This window comes from Flavobacterium sp. UBA7680 (genome assembly GCF_002482975.1).
GTDB lineage: Bacteria > Bacteroidota > Bacteroidia > Flavobacteriales > Flavobacteriaceae > Flavobacterium.
Genome location: NZ_DLHA01000028.1, coordinates 255916 through 282255, shown reverse-complemented (window position 1 = coordinate 282255; position 26340 = coordinate 255916). Strand labels below are relative to the sequence as shown.

General features: G+C 32.9%; 27 protein-coding genes. 15 read left to right on the top strand and 12 right to left on the bottom strand.

What is annotated here, in order from left to right; genetic code table 11:
* Positions 1 to 176: 176 nt before the first annotated feature.
* Positions 177 to 818 carry a Crp/Fnr family transcriptional regulator gene (locus B3C18_RS11785; protein ID WP_291146887.1) on the bottom strand — a complete coding sequence of 214 codons (642 nt, stop codon included), beginning with the start codon at positions 816 to 818 and terminating at the stop codon, positions 177 to 179.
* 472 nt (positions 819 to 1290) lie between these two features.
* On the opposite strand from B3C18_RS11785, the gene B3C18_RS11780 reads away from it, so the two are divergent.
* The 11 genes from B3C18_RS11780 to B3C18_RS11730 all read left to right on the top strand — a co-directional run bounded on the left by B3C18_RS11780 (position 1291) and on the right by B3C18_RS11730 (position 14830).
* Entirely contained in the window at positions 1291 to 1602 is a 312-nt protein-coding gene (locus B3C18_RS11780) for a rhodanese-like domain-containing protein (RefSeq protein ID WP_053473922.1), read from the top strand.
* 75 nt (positions 1603 to 1677) lie between these two features.
* The gene (locus B3C18_RS11775; RefSeq protein WP_291146885.1) at positions 1678 to 3258 is read left to right on the top strand and encodes an NADP-dependent glyceraldehyde-3-phosphate dehydrogenase; all 1581 of its coding nucleotides are present in this window, start codon (positions 1678 to 1680) and stop codon (positions 3256 to 3258) included.
* Positions 3259 to 3463: 205 nt separating this feature from the next.
* Positions 3464 to 5335: a M1 family metallopeptidase gene (locus tag B3C18_RS11770; protein ID WP_291146883.1), complete on the top strand. Its 1872-nt coding sequence runs from the start codon at positions 3464 to 3466 to the stop codon at positions 5333 to 5335.
* A 93-nt stretch (positions 5336 to 5428) separates the two neighbouring features.
* Positions 5429 to 6694: an alpha/beta hydrolase-fold protein gene (locus B3C18_RS11765; protein WP_291146881.1), complete on the top strand. Its 1266-nt coding sequence runs from the start codon at positions 5429 to 5431 to the stop codon at positions 6692 to 6694.
* Between the two features lie 10 nt (positions 6695 to 6704).
* Positions 6705 to 7097: an ACT domain-containing protein gene (locus tag B3C18_RS11760; protein WP_291146879.1), complete on the top strand. Its 393-nt coding sequence runs from the start codon at positions 6705 to 6707 to the stop codon at positions 7095 to 7097.
* Positions 7098 to 7184: 87 nt separating this feature from the next.
* The gene (locus tag B3C18_RS11755) at positions 7185 to 7802 is read left to right on the top strand and encodes a hypothetical protein (protein WP_291146877.1); all 618 of its coding nucleotides are present in this window, start codon (positions 7185 to 7187) and stop codon (positions 7800 to 7802) included.
* 98 nt (positions 7803 to 7900) lie between these two features.
* Positions 7901 to 8311, top strand: coding sequence for a GNAT family N-acetyltransferase (locus tag B3C18_RS11750; RefSeq protein ID WP_291146875.1), 411 nt, complete (start codon positions 7901 to 7903; stop codon positions 8309 to 8311).
* A gap of 186 nt (positions 8312 to 8497) precedes the next feature.
* The gene (locus B3C18_RS11745) at positions 8498 to 8869 is read left to right on the top strand and encodes a hypothetical protein (RefSeq protein WP_291146873.1); all 372 of its coding nucleotides are present in this window, start codon (positions 8498 to 8500) and stop codon (positions 8867 to 8869) included.
* 173 nt (positions 8870 to 9042) lie between these two features.
* Positions 9043 to 10125, top strand: coding sequence for an efflux RND transporter periplasmic adaptor subunit (locus B3C18_RS11740; protein ID WP_291146871.1), 1083 nt, complete (start codon positions 9043 to 9045; stop codon positions 10123 to 10125).
* A 105-nt stretch (positions 10126 to 10230) separates the two neighbouring features.
* Positions 10231 to 13398 (top strand): efflux RND transporter permease subunit, encoded by a 3168-nt coding sequence (locus B3C18_RS11735; protein WP_291146869.1) that lies wholly within the window; start codon positions 10231 to 10233, stop codon positions 13396 to 13398.
* On the top strand, positions 13391 to 14830 hold the full coding sequence (locus B3C18_RS11730) for a TolC family protein (protein WP_053473931.1): 1440 nt from the start codon (positions 13391 to 13393) through the stop codon (positions 14828 to 14830). The genes B3C18_RS11735 and B3C18_RS11730 overlap by 8 nt, the downstream gene beginning before the upstream one ends.
* Before the next feature lie 70 nt (positions 14831 to 14900).
* On the opposite strand, the gene B3C18_RS11725 is transcribed toward B3C18_RS11730, so the two are convergent.
* Complete coding sequence (locus B3C18_RS11725; protein WP_291146863.1) at positions 14901 to 15650, bottom strand: DeoR/GlpR family DNA-binding transcription regulator; 750 nt, start codon at positions 15648 to 15650, stop codon at positions 14901 to 14903.
* 88 nt (positions 15651 to 15738) lie between these two features.
* Between B3C18_RS11725 and B3C18_RS11720 the strand changes: the two genes are divergently transcribed.
* A complete protein-coding gene (locus tag B3C18_RS11720) occupies positions 15739 to 16272 on the top strand; it encodes a 5' nucleotidase, NT5C type (RefSeq protein WP_291146861.1) in 534 nt (177 codons plus the stop codon).
* 244 nt (positions 16273 to 16516) lie between these two features.
* The gene (locus B3C18_RS11715; RefSeq protein ID WP_291146859.1) at positions 16517 to 16798 is read left to right on the top strand and encodes a hypothetical protein; all 282 of its coding nucleotides are present in this window, start codon (positions 16517 to 16519) and stop codon (positions 16796 to 16798) included.
* A gap of 157 nt (positions 16799 to 16955) precedes the next feature.
* On the opposite strand, the gene B3C18_RS11710 is transcribed toward B3C18_RS11715, so the two are convergent.
* The 10 genes from B3C18_RS11710 to B3C18_RS11665 all read right to left on the bottom strand — a co-directional run bounded on the left by B3C18_RS11710 (position 16956) and on the right by B3C18_RS11665 (position 24390).
* Positions 16956 to 18308 carry a GH1 family beta-glucosidase gene (locus tag B3C18_RS11710; RefSeq protein ID WP_291146857.1) on the bottom strand — a complete coding sequence of 451 codons (1353 nt, stop codon included), beginning with the start codon at positions 18306 to 18308 and terminating at the stop codon, positions 16956 to 16958.
* Positions 18309 to 18739: 431 nt separating this feature from the next.
* Entirely contained in the window at positions 18740 to 19147 is a 408-nt protein-coding gene (locus B3C18_RS11705) for a hypothetical protein (protein ID WP_291146855.1), read from the bottom strand.
* 117 nt (positions 19148 to 19264) lie between these two features.
* Positions 19265 to 19891 carry a hypothetical protein gene (locus B3C18_RS11700; RefSeq protein ID WP_291146853.1) on the bottom strand — a complete coding sequence of 209 codons (627 nt, stop codon included), beginning with the start codon at positions 19889 to 19891 and terminating at the stop codon, positions 19265 to 19267.
* Positions 19892 to 19902: 11 nt separating this feature from the next.
* Positions 19903 to 20112, bottom strand: coding sequence for a TM2 domain-containing protein (locus tag B3C18_RS11695; RefSeq protein ID WP_056202137.1), 210 nt, complete (start codon positions 20110 to 20112; stop codon positions 19903 to 19905).
* 4 nt (positions 20113 to 20116) lie between these two features.
* Positions 20117 to 20719 (bottom strand): PH domain-containing protein, encoded by a 603-nt coding sequence (locus tag B3C18_RS11690; protein WP_291146850.1) that lies wholly within the window; start codon positions 20717 to 20719, stop codon positions 20117 to 20119.
* A 47-nt stretch (positions 20720 to 20766) separates the two neighbouring features.
* On the bottom strand, positions 20767 to 21177 hold the full coding sequence (locus B3C18_RS11685) for an FxLYD domain-containing protein (RefSeq protein ID WP_291146848.1): 411 nt from the start codon (positions 21175 to 21177) through the stop codon (positions 20767 to 20769).
* The gene (locus tag B3C18_RS11680; protein WP_291146846.1) at positions 21177 to 21680 is read right to left on the bottom strand and encodes a hypothetical protein; all 504 of its coding nucleotides are present in this window, start codon (positions 21678 to 21680) and stop codon (positions 21177 to 21179) included. The genes B3C18_RS11685 and B3C18_RS11680 overlap by 1 nt, the downstream gene beginning before the upstream one ends.
* 72 nt (positions 21681 to 21752) lie before the next feature.
* The gene (locus tag B3C18_RS11675) at positions 21753 to 22421 is read right to left on the bottom strand and encodes a response regulator (protein ID WP_291146844.1); all 669 of its coding nucleotides are present in this window, start codon (positions 22419 to 22421) and stop codon (positions 21753 to 21755) included.
* A gap of 6 nt (positions 22422 to 22427) precedes the next feature.
* On the bottom strand, positions 22428 to 24140 hold the full coding sequence (locus B3C18_RS11670; protein ID WP_291146842.1) for a tetratricopeptide repeat-containing sensor histidine kinase: 1713 nt from the start codon (positions 24138 to 24140) through the stop codon (positions 22428 to 22430).
* Positions 24141 to 24195: 55 nt separating this feature from the next.
* Positions 24196 to 24390 carry a hypothetical protein gene (locus tag B3C18_RS11665; RefSeq protein ID WP_291146840.1) on the bottom strand — a complete coding sequence of 65 codons (195 nt, stop codon included), beginning with the start codon at positions 24388 to 24390 and terminating at the stop codon, positions 24196 to 24198.
* 342 nt (positions 24391 to 24732) lie between these two features.
* Here B3C18_RS11665 and B3C18_RS11660 point away from each other — a divergent pair, with 342 nt between their 5' ends.
* Together B3C18_RS11660 and B3C18_RS11655 are read left to right on the top strand one after the other, a co-directional pair.
* The gene (locus B3C18_RS11660) at positions 24733 to 25764 is read left to right on the top strand and encodes a hypothetical protein (RefSeq protein ID WP_291146837.1); all 1032 of its coding nucleotides are present in this window, start codon (positions 24733 to 24735) and stop codon (positions 25762 to 25764) included.
* Between the two features lie 100 nt (positions 25765 to 25864).
* The gene (locus B3C18_RS11655) at positions 25865 to 26287 is read left to right on the top strand and encodes a lipocalin family protein (protein ID WP_291146836.1); all 423 of its coding nucleotides are present in this window, start codon (positions 25865 to 25867) and stop codon (positions 26285 to 26287) included.
* Positions 26288 to 26340: the final 53 nt, after the last annotated feature.

Here is a 26340-nt window from a genome sequence, read left to right as displayed (position 1 = left end):
TACACATAGCTATGTGTAAATAATGTATTATTTATTTCAACCTTTAACCAAGAAAAAAATCTATGTTTCTATGTGTTTAAAATTGAAGATAAAGTTTGTCACATTGAGCGAAGTCGAAATGCTTTGCGGGTTCTCGACTTCGCTCGAACTGACATTTCTCACTAATCAAACCTGTGTTAATTAGTGAAATTTGTGTTTAATAATTCAATCTGGTTTCGGTTTAGTTTGACCAAACCTCGCTGTTCCATTTTTTTTAGTAATCTGGAAACAACTTCTCTCGAGGTATTTAGTTCAGTAGCGATTTCTTGATGTGAAAGTTTGACTTCAGAGCATCCGCAGGCATCAGAATGTCTTTTTAGGTAAAATTCCAAACGCTCATCCATAGAACGGAAAGCGATATTATCGACAACTTCCAGAACTTCTTCAAAACGGCTTCGGTAAGTTTCAATAACAAATTCATACCACGAACGGTGTTCCATCATCCATTTGTCCATCATTTGCAGCGGAATCATCATAACCGAAACATCTTCGACCACTTTTGCCATGATTTGACTTTTTTCGCTTTTAGCGGTGCAAATCATAGAAATGGCGCAGGCTTGTCCGGGCTGTAGGTAATACATTAAAAATTCGCCGCCATCTTCACCTTCACGATAAATTTTGATTTTTCCTTTCGTAATCAAAACAGTGTTTTTAATATACTGTCCGGTACGCATTAAAATAGTTCCGGCCTCAAAATCCTGATGGCTTCCGTTTTCTTCAATAGTAGCAATAAGTTCGCTGGAGAAATTAGGAAAGATGGTTTTTAATGAATTTTGCATGTATTATATTTTTTTTGCCACGAATTACACGAATTTTCACAAATTAGGTTTGCGTTTATTTTTGAATTGATGACGGATGTTTTTTTGAAATATTGGATGTTTTTCTATATGTTGAAAATTATTTTTTTGGCGCGAATTTTACAAAATTCCAAAAATTAATTCGTGAAAATTAGTGTAATTCATGGCGAATACTTTTATCAAAAAGAGATTAAATACTATAATTTTTTACAAAGATAATAGATTCGGCTGTCATAAATTGTCAGAAAACTATATTTGAAGGTATTTTGGGCAAATGAAAAAATCCTATTTTCTATCGATTTTCTAGGGTGTATTTTTAAAAATAGTAAGTAAATTTGTGTTTCACTGATTATAATACTTTCTCTAAAACGTTTTCTGAGAATAATAATCGAAATCGCATTTGGTACGTTTTTAATTAATAGAAACGTCGTAATTTTACAAAAACACATTTATTATGAATTTATCACAAGAAGATTGGGTTAATCAGCTTGCTGCTGACGAGAATGCAGTTATACTGGACGTAAGAACTGAAGACGAATTTAATGATGGCTATATTGAAAATGCTTTAAACATTGATATCAATAAAGGTCAGGGTTTTATTTATGAAATCGAAGAATTAGATAAAAATAAAAACTACTACGTGTATTGTCGTTCTGGAGCCAGAAGTGCAAAAGCTTGCCAGGTTATGAATGAATTGGGCATCGAAAATGCCTATAATCTGCTAGGCGGAATCCTGGACTGGGAAGGCGAAACCGTACAACCATAAAATGAAAAAAGAGGCATAAAAAAGCCTCTTTTTTCATTAAACCACTATTAATAACCAAATAAAAATTACCAGATTATGAGTTTAATTCCAGAAGAGTTTGAGATTAAAAGCCTTATAAATCAAGACACTTACCTTGTAAATGGAGAGTTGAAACAATGGACAGGACAAACCACACCTGTTTTTTCGACTATTTCTTCTACAGAAAAATATACGCCGACATTATTAGGATCTATTCCGTTTATGGCAGAAGCAGAAGCTGCCGAAGTTGTTGAAGCTGCAAATACGGCCTACAATAAAGGACAGGGATTATGGCCAACTATGAAAGTAGCTGACCGTATTAAATGCATGGAGAATTTCGTTACACAAATGAAAGAAACCCGCGAAGAAGTAGTGAAACTTTTGATGTGGGAAATTGGAAAAAACCTTGGCGATTCTCAAAAAGAATTTGACAGAACTGTCGAATATATTTATGATACAATTGCCAGCTACAAGGAATTAAACGGACGAAGCGCACATTTTGAAAAAGTGCAGGGTGTAAACGCTATGATTCGCCGCGGACCTCTTGGAGTAGTTTTATGTCTTGGACCTTACAATTATCCATTAAACGAAACTTTCTCTTTATTGATTCCGGCTTTGATTATGGGTAATACTGTAATCTTTAAGCCAGCTAAACATGGTGTATTATGTATTTCGCCATTGTTAGAAGCTTTTAGAAGCAGTTTTCCAAAAGGTGTTATCAATATCGTTTACGGTAGAGGAAGAGAAGTCGCTTCGCCAATTATGAAATCGGGTAAAATTGATGTTTTGGCATTAATTGGAAACAGTAAATCAGCGATTGCTTTACAGGATCAACATCCAAATAAAAACAGACTTCGTTTAATTTTAGGATTAGAAGCAAAAAACCCGGCGATTATTCTTCCGGATGCCGATTTAGATTTGGCAATTCAGGAATGTATTACAGGAACTTTATCTTTTAACGGACAACGTTGTACAGCATTAAAAGTTTTATATGTTCACGAATCTATTATAGAAGAATTCAACAAAAGATTCTCTGAAAAAGTAGACGCATTACAATTTGGAAATCCATGGGAAAAAGGAGCTGCATTAACGCCGCTTCCAGAAACAGATAAACCAAAATATATTCAGGGATTAATTGACGATGCAACAAGTAAAGGCGCTAAAATCCTGAATGAAAAAGGAGGAAAACATACCGATAATTTTATTTTCCCAGCCGTTTTATATCCGGTAAACAGCAAAATGCGTGTATATCACGAAGAACAATTTGGGCCGGTAGTTCCAGTTATTTCTTTTAAAGATATTCAGCAGCCGTTAGAAGACATGGCTGAATCTAATTACGGACAGCAGGTAAGTTTGTTCGGAAAAGATATTAAAACCCTTGCACCGCTTATCGATGCTTTGGTAAACTTAGTATGCCGCGTGAACTTAAACAGTTCTTGCCAAAGAGGTCCGGATGCTTTCCCATTTACAGGTCGTAAAGATTCTGCAGTTGGTACTTTAAGTATTCCAGATGCTTTGCGTTCTTTCTCAATTCGTACGTTTGTCGCTTCAAAAGATATCGCTTATAACAATGAAATTTTGCAGGAATTGCTAAACAGCAAGGAATCAAATTTTATTAATACCGACTATATTTTGTAGTATCAAGGTTATATATTAATTGTAGATACCGTCTTTTTCTTCTTGAATTAGGCGGTTTTTCTTTTTTAAGATGCTGAGGTTCTAAGATTCTAAGGTTTTGTGTTGTTTCTATTCTTTAAAAATATAATTTTATAAAGTTTTGTAACATTATTTTAAAAGTTGTGACTTATTAACATCATTTAATCATCAAACCAAAAAACAACTTATGGAAAAAAAACTATCTCAATTTGCATTTATTGCATTTTTGTTTTTGGCACAAACCAGCTTTGCACAAGAGCTTTATATGCCTAGAAATATTCAACAAGCTTACGCCAAAGGTACTCGTTCTAAAGACGGAAAACCTGGAAAAAACTATTGGCAGAACCACGGAAAATATACAATGGATATTACTGTTGATGCCAAAACAAAATTGGTCAGCGGAACAGAAACAATCGTTTACGAAAACAACAGTAACGATAGTTTAAGAAATCTTGCGATTCGTTTTGTAAACAATCTTCATAAACCTTCTTCACCAAGAGGCGGAAGCGTAAGTGATGATTTTTTAAGTAACGGATTAACGATTACGTCTCTAAAAGTGGCAGACGAAGTCTATAAAGAAGATGCCAGAAGCTGGGGAACAGTTGGAAATGTGAAACTGAAAAAAGCAATTGCACCACATTCTAAAATCACCATTAATATCGACTGGAATTATCCTTTATCTAAAGAAAGCGGAAGAGAAGGACAAATTGACGAAACTACATTTTTTGTAGCGTATAGTTATCCTAGAGTTTCTGTTTTTGATGATTATAATGGATGGGACAGATTAGCGCACACAGATCGTCAGGAATTTTATAATGATTTCAACGATTATGTATATTCTGTAAAAGCACCTAAAAATTATGTGGTTTATGCAACCGGAGATTTCTTAAATCCAGATGAGGTTTTACAGCCTGAGTTTGCAGCACGTTTGAAAAAATCTTATGTAAAAGATGAAATCCTGCATATCGCAAACGAGCAGGAAATGAAAAGCGGTATCGTGACGAAACAAAATGAATGGAATGTCTGGAAATTTGAAGTTAAAAATATCTCAGATGTATGTTTTGGATTAAGCGATCATTATTTATGGGATGCAAGCAGCGTTGTGGTAGATAAAAAAACAAATCGCCGCGCCAGCGTTCAGGCAGCTTATGATGTAAAAGGAACTGATTTTGTAAATTCAATTAAAAACAATCAATACGCTTTAGATTTTTTCTCAAATAACTGGCCTGGAGTTCCATATCCGTTTTCTAAAATGACGGCTTTTCAAGGGTTTGCAGATATGGAATATCCAATGATGTGTAACGATTCACAAATGAATGATCCAAAATTTGCTCAATTAGTTCAGGATCACGAAGTAGCACATACTTATTTTCCTTTTTATATGGGAATCAACGAAACACGTTATGCTTTTATGGACGAAGGCTGGGCAACAACTTTTGAATATTTAATTGGAATTGCTGAACACGGGAAAGAAGCAGCAGATAAATTTTATAAAGAATTTAGAGTTGAAGATTATATCAATGATAAATCAACAGAAGAAGATCAGCCAATAATCACAATGTCTACACAAGTTTCTGGCCCGGGTTATGGAAATAACTCTTACGGAAAAGCTTCTCTTTCTTATATCGCTTTAAAAGATTTACTTGGAGACGATTTATTCAAAAAAGCACTGCACCATTATATGGATACCTGGAACGGAAAACACCCAATTCCGTGGGATTATTTTAATTCAATGAATACAGCTTCAGGAAAAAACCTAAATTGGTTTTTCAATAACTGGTTCTTTACCAACAATTACATTGATCTTTCGGTTAAAGACGTTTCAAAAAACACAGTTGCTATCGAAAACAAAGGAGGATTTGCCATTCCGTTTGATGTAAATATTGTTTATGCTGATGATACAACAGAAACAGTACATCAGACTCCGGCAGTTTGGGAGAAAAACCAAAACTCAGTTTCAGTAGCTTTAAAAGGCAAAAAGCAAATTAAAAAAGTTACGTTGGATGGTGGAATTTTCATGGACGCTACACCAGACAATAATACTTGGGCAGCCAAATAAAAAATTAAAGAGCCGTCTTTTTCTAATGATTAAGACGGTTTTTTTTATCAGCAAAAAATCTTTTAACAATCAACCAAAATAAAATAACCAATTATGAAAAGTAGCTTAGTTAGGATTTTAATAAATAAACTCGCCTTGTTTTTTGTTTTTGTAATGCTGTCTAATTTTGGATTTGCCCAGAAAAATTCAAAAATCGAAATAGGAACTATCGATAGTATTTCATCTAAAGTTTTAAATGAAAATAGAAAAATCTGGATTCATCTTCCTAGAAGTTTACAATATGCAGGAGTTTTTGCAGAAAAAAAATATCCTGTTGTTTATTTACTCGATGGCGATGCCCATTTTAGTTCTGTTGTGGGAATGATTGAACAATTAAGCGAAATAAATGGCAATACAAACTGCCCTGAAATGATTGTTGTGGGGATTACAAATACAAATCGTAATCGGGATTTAACCCCAACACATTCTGAGATTGATCTTCCGTTTGTGCCAAAAGCAGTAAGTGAACCCTCCGGAGGCGGAGAAAAATTTGCCGAGTTTCTGGAAAAAGAACTGATTCCGTATATCAATACTAAATATCCAACAGCGCCCTACAAAACATTAGTAGGACATTCTTTTGGCGGATTGACCGTTATGAATATTTTGACCAATTATACTTCTTTATTCAATTCGTACGTGGCTATTGACCCAAGTATGTGGTGGGATCATGATCAGTTTTTAAAAGAAACTACAAAAAAACTAGCCACAAAAAACTTAGCTAATATTTCATTGTTTCTCGCAGCGGCTAATACAATGGATGATAACATGGATGTTGTAAAAGTTAGAAAAGATACAACTGTTTTCACCAGACATATCAGAGCTATTTTAGATTTAAATGATTTCCTGAAGCAGAATAAAAAGAGCAATCTTAATTACGATTACAAATATTATAACGAAGATAATCACGGTTCTGTACCTTTAATTGCAACTTATGATGCATTTCGTTTTATCTTTAAATTCAATCAATTAAAGCTTTCCATACCAGAACAGATTGATTTTAATGCAGCTGTTTTTGCCAAAATTGAAAAACACTTTAAAGATGTTTCAAAACATTTAGGATATAAAGTAGACGTTCCGGAAAGCACAGTAAATAATTTTGCGTATCAATCGCTTGGCAAAAAAGATTTAGAACTTGCAGGATATTTATTCAAGTTAAATGTTGCCAATTATCCGCAAAGTCCAAATGTATACGATTCATTAGGTGATTTTTATGAAGCAAGCGGCGACAAGAAAAATGCCATTGCAAATTATGAAAAGGTATTAGCAATGGATAAAAACTTTCCTGAAACAAAAGGAAAATTAGATAAGCTTTTAAAATAAAATAGAGAAAATGTCAGGAGAAAAAGATCTTCAAAAATTACTTAAAACGATGAAACCTGAACACAAACAGGGCGATTATGTTTTTTGTAAAGTTGATACAGTAGAGAATTTCAATTTAGATGAAGTTGAAATGTTTTTTAGAGAAAAAGAAGCAATAACACTTATTCTAAAAGAAGAAATAGCGGTAAAAATGAAACTGAATTACTTTGTAGTAATGTCGTGGATAACGCTTACAGTACATTCTTCGTTGGAAGCTGTTGGTTTAACAGCAGCATTTTCAAAGGCACTTTCAGACCATAATATAAGCTGTAATGTTGTGGCTGCATTTTATCACGACCATATTTTTGTCAATAAAAAAGATGCTGCAAAAGCAATGGCGGTTTTAAACTCATTTTCAAATTAAAAATTATTATCAGATTAAACTTATTTTTTATTTCACTTTGTAAGAAAAATATTCTAATATTGCAAAATAAAAATAAAGTTTAAACAGATGAAAAATTATTTGATTCTTATCATTTTGCTTTTTTCAGTAAAAAGTATAGCGCAAAATGCTTCAAAGGAAACATTTCAGAAAAATAAATACGATTTGGCTCATTCTTATTTAAAGAAATCAGAGTATGTAAAAGCTCTTGATTTGTTTTCACTGGCATCGAGAATTAAACCGGAAAACGAAATAGGACAGGAATCATTAAAAGAGATAGATACTTTAAAAGAAATTTTAAGAAAGGATGTTTTAGAAAAAATAAGCGGAACCTGGTTAGTTACGGGCGATAAACCAATTTGGACAGTTACTGCCCATGATGATTTTAAAAACCAAAAAGTTGATAAATTAGTAGAAGTAGCGCAGGATAAAATTTTATTTTATGAGCAGGATCGTAAATCAAAAGTAAAAACGCTGGTTAAAACAGAGGATTTGCTTTACTTTAATGATGACAGATCAGATTCTTTGTATTCGGCATTTATTTTATCAGACGGAAGAGTTTGGGATTGCATTTTAAATGACGATCATAAAGTAATGCGTGCCATTAATATAGCAAAATATGGAAAAAAAGGTGTCAAAAAAATAACCGAAAATAATCCTGAAGTTTATTTTGTAAGAGCGAAGTAATTCAAAAAATCAATATAATTAGAAAGGGAATCTGTTTTAAGATTCTCTTTTTTATTTTAAAATTAATGTAATTTTGAAATACCAGAAATAAACATAAAATGGAAATCAAAGCAATTCAAGCTTCACAAACCTGGCAGATTCGACACGAAGTAATGTGGCCGGATCTGCCTTTTCAATTTGTACAATTAGAAGAAGACAATTCAGGATTTCATTTTGGAGTTTTTGAAAATGATAAATTAGTTTCTATAATTTCCTGTTTTATTGAAGGTAAAGAAATGCAGTTTCGAAAATTAGCCACTTTAACAGCACATCAGGGAAAAGGAATTGCTTCACATCTTTTAGAATATATTTTACAGTTTGCAAAAGACAGGCATTTAGAAAAAGTTTGGTGCAATGCCAGAACCAATAAAAAGTCTTTTTATGAAAAATTTGGAATGAAAGATACTTTTAAAACTTTTATTAAAGCCGGACAGGAATTTACCATTATGGAAATCAATTTATCAAAATAGATTTCTTACATTCTTCTAACAAATTAATACTAAGATATTTATTGTCTTAAATTACTTTAAAAAACGTCATTTTTCAATATAATTTTAATGTAATAAAAAAATGAAAACGTTTTCGTTTTATATAACTGTTAAACCTTGTTAAAAATTCTTTTTTTGTTTTGATAGTTTTACTACTTTCGCACCCAAATGAGAAAGTTAATAGTATTTTTAGTATTCATGAATTTGCTTCTGCTAGGCGGAGGCCAATATCTTAATGCTAATACTTTTTCTCATCATCATAATCTTGCACAGAAACATAGAGTTAAATTCACGAGCCAGGATCGTGGAAGTTCTATAATTGAAGATGCCGATGTTGATCTTGAAGAAGATCTATTAGGAAATGATGATGCTTTACTTACGAACAAACTTTTTGCTGCTTCGTACAGCGTGGTAGACAATTTGTATCTGGCACTTTCAGATCAGTCTGCAGCGAATGATTCCAATCGTTTTAAAATTTTTACGCCTTCTCTAGGGCATTCAAATCCTATCTACATTACTCAACGAGTATTAAGAATTTGATTTTACAGTATACATCGGTTACCTAAGTCGTGATCTCCATATCTCGTTGATGTATATTTTTTTACTTCCGCTTATATGAAAATTAAGTTCTGACTTCAGGCTGGCTGATGCATTTTATCATCTAAAGAAATCATTATTCCAAGCATTCAATCGCTTAATTTCCAAACTAAATCATGAAAAAAATTATCGTGTTCACGGGCTTGTTTGCCCTAGTGTGCCTAACTAGCTGTACATCTAAAAAGGAAGAAAAAGAAGAAGCAGAAAAATTCACGGTTACAAATCCGGTTAGAATTGATACTTCATTTACAAAACAATACGTTTCGCAGATTAAGTCTGTTCGAAATATTGAAATCCGCGCCCAGGAAAAAGGGTTTTTACAAAACATTTATGTTGATGAAGGACAGTTTGTAAAAGCGGGTCAGCTGTTGTTCAGAATTATGCCAAACATGTATCAGGCAGAATTATTGAAAGCGCAGGCTGAACAAAAATCAGTAGAAATCGAACTGCAAAATGCTAAATTACTGGCAGATAAAAATATCGTTTCTAAAAACGAATTGAGCGTTGCTCAGGCAAAATTGCAATCTTCAAAAGCAGAAGTTGCATTGGCAAAACTTCATTTATCATTCACAGAAATCAAGGCTCCGTTTGACGGAACAATAGACAGAATTCCTTTGAAATTAGGAAGTCTTATTGATGAAGGCGAATTATTGACAAGCCTTTCAGACAACAGTCAAATGTTTGCTTACTTCAACGTTTCAGAGCCAGAATATCTTCAGTATCAGACAAATGTTAAAGATCGTGCCGAAAACAAAGTGAATTTGGTTTTAGCTAATGGAGATACTTTTAAAGAAAAAGGTAACGTAGAAGTTATCGAAAGTGAATTTGACAATGAAACAGGAAACATCGCTTTTAGAGCAAGATTCCCAAATTCAGCAAAATTGCTTAGAAACGGAGAAACAGGACAAGTTCAAATGATGGTTCCTCTTAAAAATGCTATCGTAATTCCGCAAAAAGCGACTTACGAAATTCAGGATAAAAAATATGTTTTTATAGTTGATAAAAATGATAAAGTAAGCTCAAAAGAAATCACTATTACAGGTGAAATTCCTGATTTGTATGTGATTAAAACGGGACTTAATGAAAATGATAAAATCTTACTTGAAGGTGTTCAGAAAGTAAAAGAAAATGACAAAATCAAATACGAATTTGTGTCTCCTAAAAAGGTAATTAATAACCTGCGCTTAAAAGCGGAGTAAGTTTTTGTTTTTAGTTGTTTCATGTTTCAAGTTCGCACTGAAAACCTGAAACCTGAAACCCTTTTTTAAACTTCAAATAAGTTTAATCATTAAAAAAATATAAAAATGTTTAATAAATTTATTCAAAGACCCGTATTGTCGATAGTGATATCGTTGATTATTGTCTTTTTGGGAGTATTGTCGGTATTGAATTTACCAATTACCCAATTCCCTTCGATTTCTCCTCCAATGGTAAACGTTACTGCGGATTACCCTGGATCGAATGGAGAGCTTATGATTAAATCTGTTGTAATTCCGTTGGAAAGAGCCTTAAACGGTGTTCCGGGAATGAAATATATGACTTCTGATGCCGGAAATGATGGTGAAGCAAGTATTCAGGTTGTATTTAACTTAGGAACAGATCCTAATCAGGCAGCGATTAACGTTCAAAACCGTGTGGCTTCGGTAACCAATAAACTTCCACCTTTAGTAATTAGAGAAGGTATTAAGATTACACGAGAAGTTCCGAGTATGTTGATGTACGTGAATCTTTATAGTACGGACAAAAATACCGACATGAAGTTCTTGTACAACTATGCCGATATCAACGTATTATCTGAATTAAAAAGGGTAAATGGAGTTGGTTCAGGAGATATCTTGGGAACACGTGAATATGCAATGCGTATTTGGTTGAAACCAGACCGTATGTTAGCGTATAAAATTTCTGCTGATGAGGTAATGGAAGCATTATCAAGTCAGAGTTTGGAAGCTTCGCCAGGTAAAACGGGAGAAAGTTCTGGTAAACGTTCTCAGGCATTTGAATATGTATTGAAATATTCTGGGCGTTTTACAACAAAAGAACAATATGGAAATATTGTGGTAAGATCGAATGCCAACGGAGAACTTTTGCGTTTGAAAGACATTGCAAATGTTGAATTTGGAAGTTCAATGTATGATATCTATTCTAACTTGAACGGAAAACCTTCTGCAGCGATTGTATTGAAACAATCTTTTGGAAGTAATGCAAATCAGGTTATTGAAGATGTAAAAGCGAAACTGGAAAAAATCAAGCAAAAATTCCCAAAAGGAATGAATTATGAAATCTCTTATGACGTTTCTAAATTCCTTGATGCTTCTATCGAAAAAGTAATTCACACACTTGTTGAAGCCTTTATTTTAGTTGGTATAGTAGTTTTCCTTTTCTTAGGAGACTGGCGTTCTACGGTAATTCCGGCAATTGCTGTACCCGTTTCATTAGTTGGAACGTTTGTGTTCATGACATTCTTTGATATTTCATTGAACTTAATTACGTTGTTTGCTTTAGTATTAGCAATTGGGGTCGTCGTCGATGATGCGATTGTGGTAATTGAAGCCGTTCACGCCAAGATGGAAGAAGAACATCTTTCGCCATTAAAAGCAACTAAAAAAGCAATGCACGAAATCGCAGGAGCAATTATTGCGATTACATTCTTGATGGCTGCGGTATTTATTCCGGTTGCGTTTATGTCAGGTCCTGTTGGAGTTTTTTACAGACAGTTCTCGATTACAATGGCAACAGCGATTATTCTTTCTGGTATTGTGGCTTTGACTTTAACACCTGCACTTTGTGCGATGATGTTAAAAAACAATCATGGTAAACCTAAAAAGAGAACTCCTGTAAACATATTTATTGATGGCTTTAACAACAAGTTTAACCTTGCGCAAGGTAAGTACCAAAATGTATTAGGTAAAATTGTAAACAGAAGAGCTGTAACAATTATAGCACTTCTTGGTTTCTGTGCCGGAACATGGTTAATCAGCAGCACTGTTCCTTCTGGATTTATCCCGAATGAGGATCAGGGAATGTTTTACGCTATTATTCAAACGCCTCCAGGTTCATCATTAGAAAGAACAAATGATATTGCATTGAAACTTCAAAAAATATCAGAAACTGTTGAAGGTGTAAAATCAGTATCTGCATTGGCAGGTTACGAAATTTTGACAGAAGGTACAGGATCAAATGCGGGAACTTGTTTGATCAACTTAGAAGACTGGAACGATCGTAAACAATCTGTTCAGGAAATTATGACGGAACTGGAAGAAAAATCAAAAGATATTGCAGGTGCAAATATTGAGTTTTTCCAACCGCCGGCAGTACCAGGATATGGAGCTGCGGGAGGATTTGAGCTTCGTTTACTAGATAAAACAGGTACTACAGATTTCAAAAAACTGGAAGAAGTTAATAAAGAGTTTGTTGAAGAATTGAACAAACGTCCTGAGTTATCTAACGTATTCAGTTTCTTTAGTGCGAGTTTCCCTCAATACATGATGAAAGTTGATAATGATTTGGCACAGCAAAAAGGAGTTTCTATTGAAAACGCCATGAATACTTTGTCAACTCTTGTGGGAAGTAACTACGAGATTAGTTTCATTAAATACGGTATTAACTATAAAGTTATCGTTCAGGCTGCTCCGGAATATCGTGCACAGCCAGATGATATCCTGAAATTGTATGTAAAAAATAATCGTGATGAAATGGTTCCTTTCTCTGCCTTTATGAAGTTAGAAAAAGTATACGGACTTTCTGAAATTACGAGACACAACATGTACACTTCTACAGAGATTAGTGGTGGACCGGCTCCGGGATACAGTTCTGGTACAGCTATTAAAGTAATTCAGGAAATAGCCGCTAAAAAATTACCTAGAGGTTATGATATTGACTGGGCAGGTATTTCTGCCGATGAGGTTGCTCAAGGTAATCAGGCAATTTGGGTATTCTTAATCTGTTTAGGATTTGTTTATCTGGTATTAGCAGCTCAGTATGAAAGTTTTATTTTACCATTATCTGTAATTCTTTCTTTACCTGCGGGTATTTTTGGAGCTTTCCTTTTATTGAAAGTTGCAGGATTAGAAAACAACATTTATGCGCAGGTTGCCATGGTAATGCTTATTGGTTTATTAGGTAAAAATGCCGTATTGATTGTAGAGTTCGCGATACAAAGGCACGCAGCAGGAAGAACCGTTTTAGAAGCTGCGATGGAAGGAGCAAAAGCAAGGTTCCGTCCTATCTTGATGACTTCATTTGCGTTTATTGCGGGATTATTACCGCTTGCATTTGCAACTGGTCCGGGTAAAATTGGTAACAGAACCATTGGTACTGCGGCCGCTGGAGGTATGCTTATAGGAACTATTTGTGGAGTATTTGTAATTCCGGGCTTGTATTACATATTTGCCAAAATTGCCGAGAAACACAAACTGGTAAAACATGAAGAAGAAAATCCATTAACAGAAGAAATTGATAACAATCATGTATAAAGTTAAATTATATCAATACAGTATTGCATTGGGTTTATGTCTTGCCGTGGCAGGATGTAAAGCCCCTGCAGCTGAAACAGCAAGTACAAGCGCTCCGGTTCCGGAAGCATTTGGAAGCGTAAAATCGCAGGACACCACAAATACATCGACTTTAAAATGGAAAGATTTCTTTAAGGATCAAAACCTTGTAGAGTTGATTGATGTTGCCTTAAAAAACAATCAGGAACTGAATATGACTTTGCAGGAAATTGAAATTGCAAAGAATGATATCAGAGTTCGTAAAGGAGCTTTATTGCCAACTGTCGGCGTTCGTGCTGGTGCAGGAATCGAAAAGGTTGGACGTTACACAAGCCAAGGTGCGGGTGATGCAACAACAGAAATTAAACCGGGAATTGAAACTCCAGATCCGTTACCGGATTACACAATTGCAGCTTATGCAAACTGGGAAGTAGATATCTGGAAAAAACTGCGTAATTCTAAAAAAGCAGCTGTAAACCGTTATTTAGCAACTGTTGAAGGTAAAAACTTTGTGATTACAAACCTTATTGCTGAAATCGCTGATAATTATTATGAATTATTAGCTTTAGACAGCCAATTAGAAATTGTAAAACAAACGATTACTTTACAGACAAACGCTTTAGAAATTGTAAAAATTCAAAAGCAAGCTGCGAGAGCGACTGAACTTGGAGTTCAGAAATTTCAGGCTGAGGTTCTAACTTCAAAAAGTTTGGAGTTTGATATTTTGCAGAAAATAAAAGAGAACGAAAACAAAATCAACTTTTTGTTAGGACGTTATCCGCAGGATATTAAAAGAGACAAAACCAATTTTACAGATTTGCTTCCGGCAGCTGTAAATTCTGGAATTCCATCTCAATTGCTAACAAATCGTCCAGATGTTAAACAAGCAGAATTAGAATTAGTTGCTGCAAAATTAGATGTAAAAGTAGCTCGTGCAGAATTTTATCCTTCACTGGATATTTCAGCAGCTTTTGGAGTTCAGGCTTTTAAACCGTCTTATTTGTTTACATTCCCTGAATCGATTTTATATTCATTAGCCGGAGATATTGCTGCGCCATTAATTAACAGAAATGCGATTAAAGCAGAATTTTCTAGTGCTAATGCAAGACAGCTTCAGGCGTTGTACAATTACGATCGTACCATCCTGAATGCGTATTTAGAAGTTTCAACTCAGCTTTCTAAAATCGATAATCTTCAAAAAGGTTACGATTTAAAATCGCAGCAAGTTGATGCCTTAAATAAATCTATTGATGTTTCAAACGATTTGTTTAAATCGGCAAGAGTAGATTATTTTGAGGTTTTAATGACGCAGAGAGATGCATTAGAAGCTAAATTAGAATTAATAGATACTAAAAAAGAACAATTAAATGCTGCAGTTCATGTTTATAGAGACTTGGGCGGCGGATGGAAATAAAATTGCCTGTTAATTTGTAGAGAAAAAGCCTTTCGGAAGTTGAATTCTGAAAGGCTTTTTTATTTGTTATTTAAAGAATAGTCAAACCTATTTCTTTATATTTTTTTAAAATTTCATCTTCAGGAGAAATGTTGGTAACCAAAACGTCAATATCTGTAATTGGTGAAATATAATAAGCTTCTGCAGTTCCCACTTTTTCAATAGAACTCAGCGCGATAACAAGATTAGAATTCTGAATCATGCTTTTTTTAATTTGAGAATCATCATATAAAACACCCGTAATACCACGCTCGTGATGAATACTGCAAATTCCCAGAATACAAACATCTGCTCTAAAATTTCGTAAAAAATCGATTGTATCAATTCCAGAAGTTGTAAAAGAGGTTTTACTCATTAATCCTCCGGCAAAAATTAATTCGATATTTGGTAAATCTTCCACTAATAAAGCAACCGGAAAACTGTTTGTAACAACGGTTAATTTTAAATCGTAAGGAAAACTCGAAACCAAAGCTACAGAAGTTGTTCCGCCGTCAATAAAAACAACTTGTCCGTCTTTTAGATAGGAAATCGCTTTTTCGGCAATAATCTTTTTATTTTCAACATCATGTTTTTCTCTTTTTCTATAATGCAAAGGAATTGGAGAAGGAGCAACCGCGCCTCCGCGAACGGCTTTTAAAAGTCCCTGATCTGAAAGTTCTTTTAAATCACGTCGAATAGTATCTTCTGAAACGCTTAAATATTCACTTAATTCTATAGATGTTACGCGATGTTCTTTAGATAAATATTCTAATATAACCTGTTGACGTTCTTCCTTTTTCATTTTACTTGCGGTTTTATATTGCAAAAATAAGTTAAAAATTGCAATATATTGCAATTTTTGCATAATTTTACCGCAAAATAAATTTACAATGAGAAAGAAAACAATTGCAATAGATATGGATGGTGTACTTGCCGACATTGACGCACAATTAATTGACCATTACAATAAAGCTCACGGAACTACTTTGTCAAAGGAAAGTATTAAAGGATTAACTTCTGATGTTGCTTTTAAAGAAAGAGATTTTATTCATAAACTTTTGCATTCAGAAAACTTCTTTAGAACATTGCCTGTAATGCCCGATGCTGTTGAAAGTTTACTTGAATTGGATAAAGATTTTGAAATCTTTATTGTGTCTGCCGCAACAGAATTTCCTATTTCACTTTCAGAAAAAATGGCCTGGCTTGCGGAGCATTTTCCTTTTATTAAATGGGATAATATTATTTTATGCGGCAGCAAAAGAATTATCAATACCGATTATATGATTGATGATCATTGCAAAAATTTAGATTATTGTATGGGAAAACCTATTATGTTCACTGCATTTCATAATGTGAATCAAAATCATCATATAAGAGTAAATAACTGGAAAGAAGCCGTTGCGGTTTTAAAGGAAACATTATAAGCTGTAAAGGTTATAATTTTATTGTTTTTTGAAGAGAAAAGCCTTTTAGAAGAAATTCTGAAAGGCTTTTTATATTTAAATGAAGTTTGTGCTTATGATGAAAAATAGCAGTCAGATCAATAAAAATATTTATATTTATAAAATAATAAAGATTATTTCGATGAAAAAAGTTTTACTGTTATTAATCATTTTTTGCCTTTTTGGGTGCAAAAAATTTGTTGTTTCGTTTGAACAGCCAACAGATATGAAGTTAGATAATTTAAAACTGGAAGTGCTTCTGGATAAAAAGAAGGTTCAGGAAATTAACTTAAAAGCGACAAATGCAATGCCTACTTATGAAACGGCTGAATTGTCGGTATCTGACGAAGGAAAACACCAGCTTCAGGTAAAAGTAAAAGACACGATATTTACTTATGATATAAAGTATCCCGAAGAAAGATATATTTTAGTATCTGCTTATTTAAAAAAGAATGGGAAAATCCATATTGGAATCTTAAAACAAGCATATAAATATAGATTTCATTAATTGATTAGAATGATTTAACCGCAAAGGGCGCTAAGATTTACGCAAAGTTCGCAAAGCTGATATTTAAATAAAGCTTTGCGAACTTTGCGTTTTTTTTATAATATTTAATAAAATACCTTGCTCCCGATAGCTATCGGGATTGCGGTTAAATTAAGGTTTAAGATAAAAAATCCTTAAACCATAATCCTGAGTTTTTGATTGTTCTTTTCTGTGTTTCGAAATCAACGTGGATTAATCCAAAGCGGGCATTATAACCTTCAGCCCATTCGAAGTTATCAGTTAAACTCCATACAAAATAGCCTTCAACATTTAAACCTTCTTCTTTTGCTTTTAAGATTTGTTCTAAGTTATCTTGGATAAAGTGGGTTCTTTTTATATCGAATACTTTTCCGTTTGTAACGGTATCGGGAAAAGCTGCACCATTTTCAGTAATGATAATTTTTTTGATGCTTTTGTACTCGTTGAATTTTTTTAGAACGTGATACAATGCAGGCGGATAAACTTCCCAGCCCATTTCGGTTGAAATTACGTTTCGTTTTTCGGCACTAATCAATTCGGCACCAATATACGGAATCAGCATGGCCGATTTTACAACTTCACGTGTATAACATTGTAATCCGATGAAATCAAAATCAAAATCGAGATTGTTTAAATCATCTTCTAAAATATAATTATTTAGTTTTTTAAGCACCGGAAGATCTTTTTGCGGATATCCCAATCCTAAAATTGGCTCAATAAAAGTTCGGTTTAATAAAGTATCGACACGTTTTGCGGCTTCAACATCTTTTTGACTATCTGTTGCAGGCTCAATATGCGTACACGAAAATGTAGTTCCAATATTAGCATTCGGAATTTTGTTTCGCAATATCTTAGCACCCGCAGCTGTTGCCAGCGTTACGTGATGCATCGCTTTTAGATAATTGGTAATGCCTTTTTTTCCGGGTGCATGAATACCTAAAAAATATCCCGCTCCAGTAAATACCGAAGGTTCATTTATTACCATCCAGTTTTTAACACGATCACCAAAATACTGCGCACAAACTTCAACATATTCTGAAAACCAGGAAACCGATTCGCGGTTTGTCCAGCCTCCTTTTAATTCGAGTTCATGTGGTAAATCCCAATGGTAAAGCGTAATCCAGGGTTCTATTCCAGATGCAAGTAATGAATCGATAATTTTATTGTAATAATCTATTCCGGCTTGATTTACAGGATAAGTTCCTGTTGGCATAATTCTCGGCCAGCTGATAGAAAATCTAAAATTCGGAATATTTAATTCCTTAATTAAATCAATATCACCCTGATAAGAATTATAAAAATCGCAGGCGGTTAGGGCATGATGTCCGTTTTTTATTTTTCCTTTTTGAGAAGTAAAAACGTCCCAGATAGAAGAACCTTTTCCGTCAGAATCATGTGCTCCTTCAATTTGGAAAGCGGCGGTAGAAACACCCCACAAGAAATCTTCACCAAATTGGTTTTTGTTCAAAAATGAGTTTTCAATTTTATTCATTCAATAGTACTTTCCTTTATTTTCTAAACTGTTTATTAATGAAGGAAAGAAGATTGCATAGCTCTTAAAAAAAGCCATTCTTTGAATGATACGAGGAAATTTAGGTTAAAGAATTTCATAACGATTAGTTTTATTCAAATTACGAAAACTAATGTGAATTTATTGTAAAGCCATTATTATCAAATAATTAAATAAAAAATGGGAAGATAAATCAATCTTCCCATCCACAAAGAGTTAAACCAAGGCCCTGAGCTTGTTTGAGTGATGTTTTGACCACTTCCTGCCTGCATGACGATAAACCCCGGCAATGTTCTTTATAATGATATTTTTTTGATCCGCTTGATCCGCAGATATAAACGCTGGTATCTGGAGGAGAAAAGGAAGTCAAAAAAACAAAAAATAAGAGTAAAGTATATTTCATTAGTGCGTTTTTATTTGACAATTAAATTGTATTCATTTCCTTTTTTATCAGTAGCTTTTAATTTTCCGTATGCAATCCATTCGGTATTAATTTCTATTTCGGCAACAGTGTCGTTTAAAATTCCGGCGCCGTATTTTCCCTGAACATTAATATTCCCAAAAACTGAGTCGCCTATTGCATTTATTCCTTTTACATCATAATTGTATTCATAGTTTCCAGAATTTCCGGTTCTGTATTCGTAATGACGCGTTTTATTTACATGATACGTTTTTGCTTCTTCGGGCGTAATTGTTTTCCGATCGTCTGCTGTAATTACCGGTTTATAAAATGTATTTATTTGCGGTGGAGGCGGAGCAGCGGCTTTTTCGCAGGAATAAAACGTAAATAATAAAAGTAAGATGAAGTAGTTTTTTGACATAGGCTTTGTGGTATTTGGTTAGACTTAATTAATTTTAGAATTCGATAAATCTAATTAGAATTGAGCTCTTTATTATGAGTACTTATACGGGTTTTGTTAATTTAATTCTCTAAAAACTTATATAGCCTTCCAAATAGATTCAAAACTTTTTGCTTCACCTTCTAATAAAGGCAGGTATGTAAAATCACCCTTTGCATTTTCGAATAGTTTCGAATTTTTTACATCTAAAACTGCAAAAATAACTTCATCTCCAGCTTCCTTTCGTAATTGACTTTCCATCAAGGATAAGACTTGAGATAATTTATCTTTAGAAATTTTATCAGCTTTTAGAAATAATTTGATAACATAAAGTTTGTTGTCAAACGCAAGTCCTAATTCGGGATTTATTTTGATATCAAGATCACCAGTTAACCAATGATAAAATGGTGGATCAAACCATTCGATTTTTTTCTTTCCCCAGAACTTTTTATATCCATCTATAGATGTGGGGTAATTCACTATTTTTTTTGAATCAGTTAGTTTTTGTAGCAGGTTATCTAATGTTTTCTTTTCACCATTATTTTTGTGATTTTCAATGATTTCTTCACGTAATGCCTTATAAAAGTCGGTGGCAGGATTATAGGGAGCTCTATATTTAACTTGTTTTACTTTCGTCATTTTAGAACCACCGGATTTATTTACAAAATCTATAAAATCTGTTAGAGATACATTAATAGCATCTTTCTTTTTTATTTGTTTTCCCATTTTAAAAAAGGTTAAAAACCATTATTGTATTTTACATTAAAAGCGTGATCAGACATGAATAAAAGCCCGAAGAATTGAAAAAAGGCTAATATTGAAGGAATGAAAGTCCAACAAAATAATAAATAGAGAATTCCTTGGCCAGATTGTCCTAAATAGAATTTATGGATTCCAATTCCTCCGAAAAAAAGTGTCAAGATTGCTGCGGTTAATTTACTTTTCATAAGTTTACATTTTAGATAAAATTTCTGTTTTTTTAGTATCAAATTCTGTTTGCGAAATAATTTCGCTTTCTAATAATTTTTTTAATTTTTGAAGAGTTTCTAACGGATCTTCTTTTTGCTCTTGATTTTGAGAAATTGGCAAACCTGCATTTACCGTGATTCCACCGCCAGCAATTGCTCGTTTTGTTTCTAAATCGTGTTCACGTCTAAACACGACCATTTCTTCTTCTTTTTGCTGTGCAAACTGATATAGTTTTCTTGCTTGGGCTTTAGGTAAATAATCAAGCATATTGATATGCCCTTTTATCGTTTTCATTGAAAAAGTTGCGCCCATAATTCCTTCTTTCATATGACAATCAAGAATGTCTTTCCAGGCGTAATCCTGAAAATCCATAGATAAGCCTAAATTTTTAGGTCTGCAGAAAATAATTCTTTTATTGGTCAAAGCTATGCAGTCCGGAGATAAATTTATAGCTGGTTTTTTCTGTACAGCAATGTATTCTACCTGCTCTCCTGAGGTTAATAATCCATTAACTTTAACTAAAAGCTTTTCAACTGCCTTTGGGTCTTGTTCTTCGTTTAAGAACTTTTTTAAATCGTCTATCATGGTTCTTTATTTTTATAATTTATTATATATGCCTTTTAGGATAAATATTAGTTCATTACATTTCCAATTTCGACTTCGTAGGTCTCACAATTTTGAATATCGAGTCCAATTACATCTACAGTTTTTTCAGCACCAGCCGCAAAATTTGCTGCGTTACCCATTCCCGTACCTACAATGTTTCCTTCTTTGTCGTAAAATGTAGCTGTTAAATCCAAATATGGAATTAATTCATTTGTATTGTTTTTAAGTCGGCAATGAACAGTGTAAGAACTTAAAGTTGGTTCATAACTGGCAGACTGTTTCAAAATTTCAACATCAGGTTTCGAGTTTTCAGTGTCTGAAACTGTTGTTGAATTACTTTCAAAATTCTTTTTATCCTCATCTCCACTTCCAAATGCGATGAAGATAAATCCTGCAAGTGTAAGTGCAGAAAATAAGTGTTGTACTTTTCTTTTCATTAGTGTATTAAATTTATGGTTATTGATTTTTTGTAAATTATAAATGGTAAAGTTGTTCCTAAGAAATACATAAGAAGATCTGAAGAATCGAAAGTGCCGGGAACAATTTTTACAAGCTGCCCAAATTCAGAAATAATTGAGATTATTGGGATTATGAAAATCCAAAATAGATTTTCATTTTTAATTTCGTTTTTCCATAAAAACAAAACCAGACTTAGATATGAAAACATCCATAATCCGTCTGGTAATGAATAAAGAATGATGTTTGGAAGATTATTTGAATAGCTGACAGTAAAACTTCTTAGGTTATTTATAATGTCTAAGATTTGTAATTCATCAAACCAAACAAACATTTTTAAGTTTGAAGTTCTGAATAAAATATATATTAAACTTCCGCACAGCAATGTGAAAATGTGACCGATATATAATTGTTTGGCTTTCATTGGTTGTTTATTTTCCTCAAAAGTAAAACCAATCAAAACCAGTATTTTACGGAAATCCATAATCCATAAATTTATCTTGAAGAAATAAAAAAAGCCCCCGAAGGAGCTTGAAGAAAGTATAATGATAAGGAATTAAATAATCCCCATATCTTTTGTGATAGAAACCAAATGAACGGTATTATTGGCTTTAAAAAAGTCTTTGAGTTTAGACAATCTTTTTTCTACGGCACTTTTACTATTGGGTTTGATATCGGTGTTTTTAAAAATTTCTATTATTTCATCTTGCGAAGTTCCGTCAGATAAATATTTTAGGATTTTAATATCGACATCGTCAATTTCATAATTGTTTTTTTCTTGTAATGCCGAAGCAACTTCGGGAGAAATAAATGTTTCGTCAGAAGTCGAAATTATGTTAATCGCTTTTTTTAGTTCTACGATACTCTTTCGGCCTTTTAAAACAAAAGCATCAATTTCCGAATTATCAAAAAGTGATTTAATACGAAGGCTTTTATCTTCGATAGAATAGGCAATGATTTTAATATTGGGCTGTATCTCTCTGACTTTTTGAATTAGCTCGTCGCCATTGTTAATTTTTACTTCACGATGATCTTTTTTAAATGAAAGATCACTAATTAATAAATCGTATGGTTCATCATCTTGAATTGCTTTTCTTATTTTTAGAAAAGCATCATCACAATATTTTGCATGTTGAAAATCGACAATTTCCAAATCTTTTAAAGTTTGTTCGATTGCTAAATTGATATCTTCAAGATCTTCGGCTACAATTACTTTTTTAAACATAGGCTTTTATTTAGGCATTGTTATCTTTACTTTAAAACCTTTATCAGGTTCAGTGTCAAAAGTAATAGTTCCTTTTATAGCCAGAATACGGTTTTCCATATTTTGTAAACCATTTTTTATAATTTTTGATTTTTCAGTGCCTTTGCCGTTATCTGTATAATCAATAAATATTGTTTTTGCATTGCTGTCAAACTTTGCAACAACTATTGATGCCTGACTATGCTTTTTCATGTTCACCATTAATTCCTGTAAAATTCTGTATATCGTAACTTTTTTAATTTCTTCAACTAAGTCCCAATTAACTTTTTCAATACTGTTAATAATAACATTAGTCTCAGGAGTATTATAAGTGGAAAGCATTTCTTTTAAGTTTACGGCATAATTTGCTTTAGTATCAATATCATTATTCTCTCTCGAAATTCCGCGGACTCGCGCATAAATATTATCCAATTTTTGAATTAAAGTTTCTTTAGTGGCTTCAATTTCTAATGATTGTGTCTGGGTAAAAGTTATGGTGTTAAAAACATCGTTTGCCAATTCATCGTGAATGTCTTTTGCAATTCTGGTTTCGGTATCGTAGGCGGTTTTTATTTTTTCGATTCGGTTTCGATTTTGATAAAACTTCCTCAAATACAGCAATAGAAAGAAAAGCGATACAATCCCAATTATAAAAAATATCCTTTGATATTTAACTTTTTGAAGTGATAATTCATTTTCTATTTTTTCTAATCGAAGTTTCTGATTTTCGTCTTTTTCTTTTTTAGAATCGTATTTAATTTTGGCAAACTTGTTTTTAAAGTTGTTTCTGATTTTAGTTATGCTGTCATTTAATAAAATAAATTTTTTAGCATACTGAGTGTTTTTATTGGGAGAATCATTTGAAATTAGAAAAGACAAAGCTTTTAAGCGCTCATCGACACTATTAGAAGTAGTTGCACTATTATATGCTTCAAGTGCAAATTGATTTGATTTTGCAGGATTTGTTTTGGTATAAAATTCTGCCAGATGTAAATTACTTTCAATACCGCCATAAAGATCATTTAAATTATTTCTTATCTCAAGACTTTTTTCCATGTATTTAAGTCCTTCATCGGTAAGTCCTTTTTTAAAATAAGCAAATCCCAAATTGTCAAGAATTCTTGCCTGAGTTTTTAAAAACGTTTTGTCGGTAATATTTTCCTGAAACAAAATTGATTTTAAAATTTCGATTGCCTTATCATATTTATGTTTAAGAATATATACAACGGCTATGTTATTTAATGGTGCTTTTCTTGAAATGGAGTCGTTACAATCTTTTAATGCTTCTTTGTAATAATAAATGGCATCATCGTAAATAGAAAGTTCTTTATCTGCAATGCCAAAATAATTATTAATTGCAGCGCTGTAAATATCCTTTTTTTTAATATAAGGTAAAGCTTCTGTGAGTGTTTCTTTGCTGCCATAATAGTCTCCATTTATTTGTTGAATAGAGGCCATTTGTATAAGATTATAAATAATAAAGGAACTGTCTTTTAAGTTTTCAAACTGTATTTTAGATTTATTAAAGTTATAGAATGCCGTATTGTAATTTTTATTCTGAAGATCCAAAATGGCTTTGTCCCGAATATTAATGGCATCTTTTTCTTTAGGATTATTTTGCTGTACAGGAATGTTTTTTTCTTTTTGGCAGGAAAGAAAAAAAACAAAAAAAAGAGAATAAAAAAACGGGGAACGCAGCATAACACTTACTTTCCCCGAAATTAGTAATTAATAGTATATTATTTACTTCTGCCTATTATTTTTTTGGCGGCGGAACATTAATTGGTTCGTCACCGGGGCCATCTGGTGGTACATCTGCTTGTATGCTGTCTCGAACCACATCTTTTTGTATTTCAGTTTTTTTACTTGTTGTATCAAATTCGTCAGCAGTACAAGAAAATAATGTAGTTGACAACAGCGCGCACGCTCCCAATAAATATAGAGTTTTCATTTTTTTAAAGTTTAAAAATTAGACATAGGCATTGCTGGCCGGAACTTTTCCGGGCTTTTGGTTGAGTGCAATACCAAATTTTGTTTGGGAAGTGAAGTGCGTAGAACAGTAAGATTTTTGTTTATACTTCCCAGATAAACTCCGTCTTACGGTTTTCCACACTTTTTGAATAAACTAGTTTTGTACATTTGTTTTTGACCTGCAGATCAAAGCGCTAACTAATTTTGTTGAAGCAAAGTAACGGCGGTTTTGAGCCTGCATTTACAAGGAATTCCGGGAATTCCTAAAATGTTTAACTATTCATAGGAATTCCTAAAAATTCCTAAAAAAAATAACTTGCCTATGTCTAACTTTACTATTGAAGATTATAAAAAAGCGATTCAGGAGAAATATAAAAAAGAGACTGAAGCAGATAATTTTCCAAATCCATCGCAGGCAAATCTTAGAAATTTGTGTTGGGAAATATTTAAAAGAATTGAGAATCCAAATTCAAATGACTTAATTGTTTTTAAATCTTTTTTTGGATTTGAATTTGATCCCATAAAAAGAACCCAGTTTAGGGAACAGACAGATAGATTTAGACCTATTGGAACTTTTTTAAAAGAAGAAACAGACCCTTTAAATGTTGAACCCGTTGAACTTGCCGCAATTCTTGTAGATTTTCAGTGGCGACCATTTAGAAAATTTAGAGAAAAAGGTGTCGCTGGATATGAAACACAGACCAATCCTGTTAATTCCATAGTTCCAGAATCATCTGTTACATACAATGAGAAGAAATTAATTATTGAATTAAATGAGAATAGATTACCTGAAATCTCTGAACCCCTTATAACAATAGATAGGAAGCCATTAAATTTAGCATTTAATGAAGAAGGAGTAAATAGAGCAGATGAGGTTCAAAATGCATTTTTACCAAGTACATCAAATCCTCCACGTATTAATCTATTCATAAATGCTAAAGAAAAGATTATTTACAACTTTAAGAAAAGATTAAAGAAAACTGCTGGAGTTATAATATTAGTTTTCGGTTTAATAGGCGCAATAATTTATTTTGCCTTCTTTAAAAATCATTGTATGCAGTGGTCTGATGATCATTATGAAGTAGTAGACTGTTCTACAAAAGATAACGGGAATTTTAATATTGTAATTCCACTTGATGAAAGTCTTTTAGATTTTAGAAAATTAAAGGCTTGTGATACAACGACATGTTTTATGAAAAATGGAGAAGCCTTCGTTTGGTATGGAAAAACATCAGAAGGAGTTGATTTTTTTAATGATAATGGAAATGGCAAACATCCGGAAACGAAAGGCGCTTTAAGGCCGGTTACACATTATATGTTTAATAAATACTTAAAAGGCAAGCCCTGTCAATAAATGCGATTTATGTAAAATAAACTTAAAATCATGGAAATTTCTGTAAGATTATACTTTTAATTTAGCATTATTAAATTAAATCAATAAAAAACAAATCGACATGAAAAGTAGAAACATATTATTCGTATTAGCCTTAAGCCTGGGAATGTTTGCAACATCTTGTAGCAACGATGATAATGAAGGAGAAACAATTGTACCGTTAGCAGGAAAATATAATCTAAGTAAAACCGGAACAATTGTAAATGGAAATGAAGTATTAGTGGATGCAGCGGAAAATCAAGAAGGATGTACTGCCAATAGAGATTATTTAGATCTAAGGGTAAGTAACGCAGCAGTGATTGGTGATTATAGCGGTGAGAATTGTGCTTTGGTAGAAACTACAGGAACTTATGTAAGATCTCATAATGATTTAACAATAACTGTTGGTAACGTAAGCTCAACGAGTGACATTATGAACCTTACTAATAAAGAGCTGAAAATTAAAGACAAAACTACAGGTATAATTACAGTTTATACCAGATAAGAAATTGGTTTTAAGGTAAATTCCTAATTCGAAGAATCAGGAATAAAAACGGA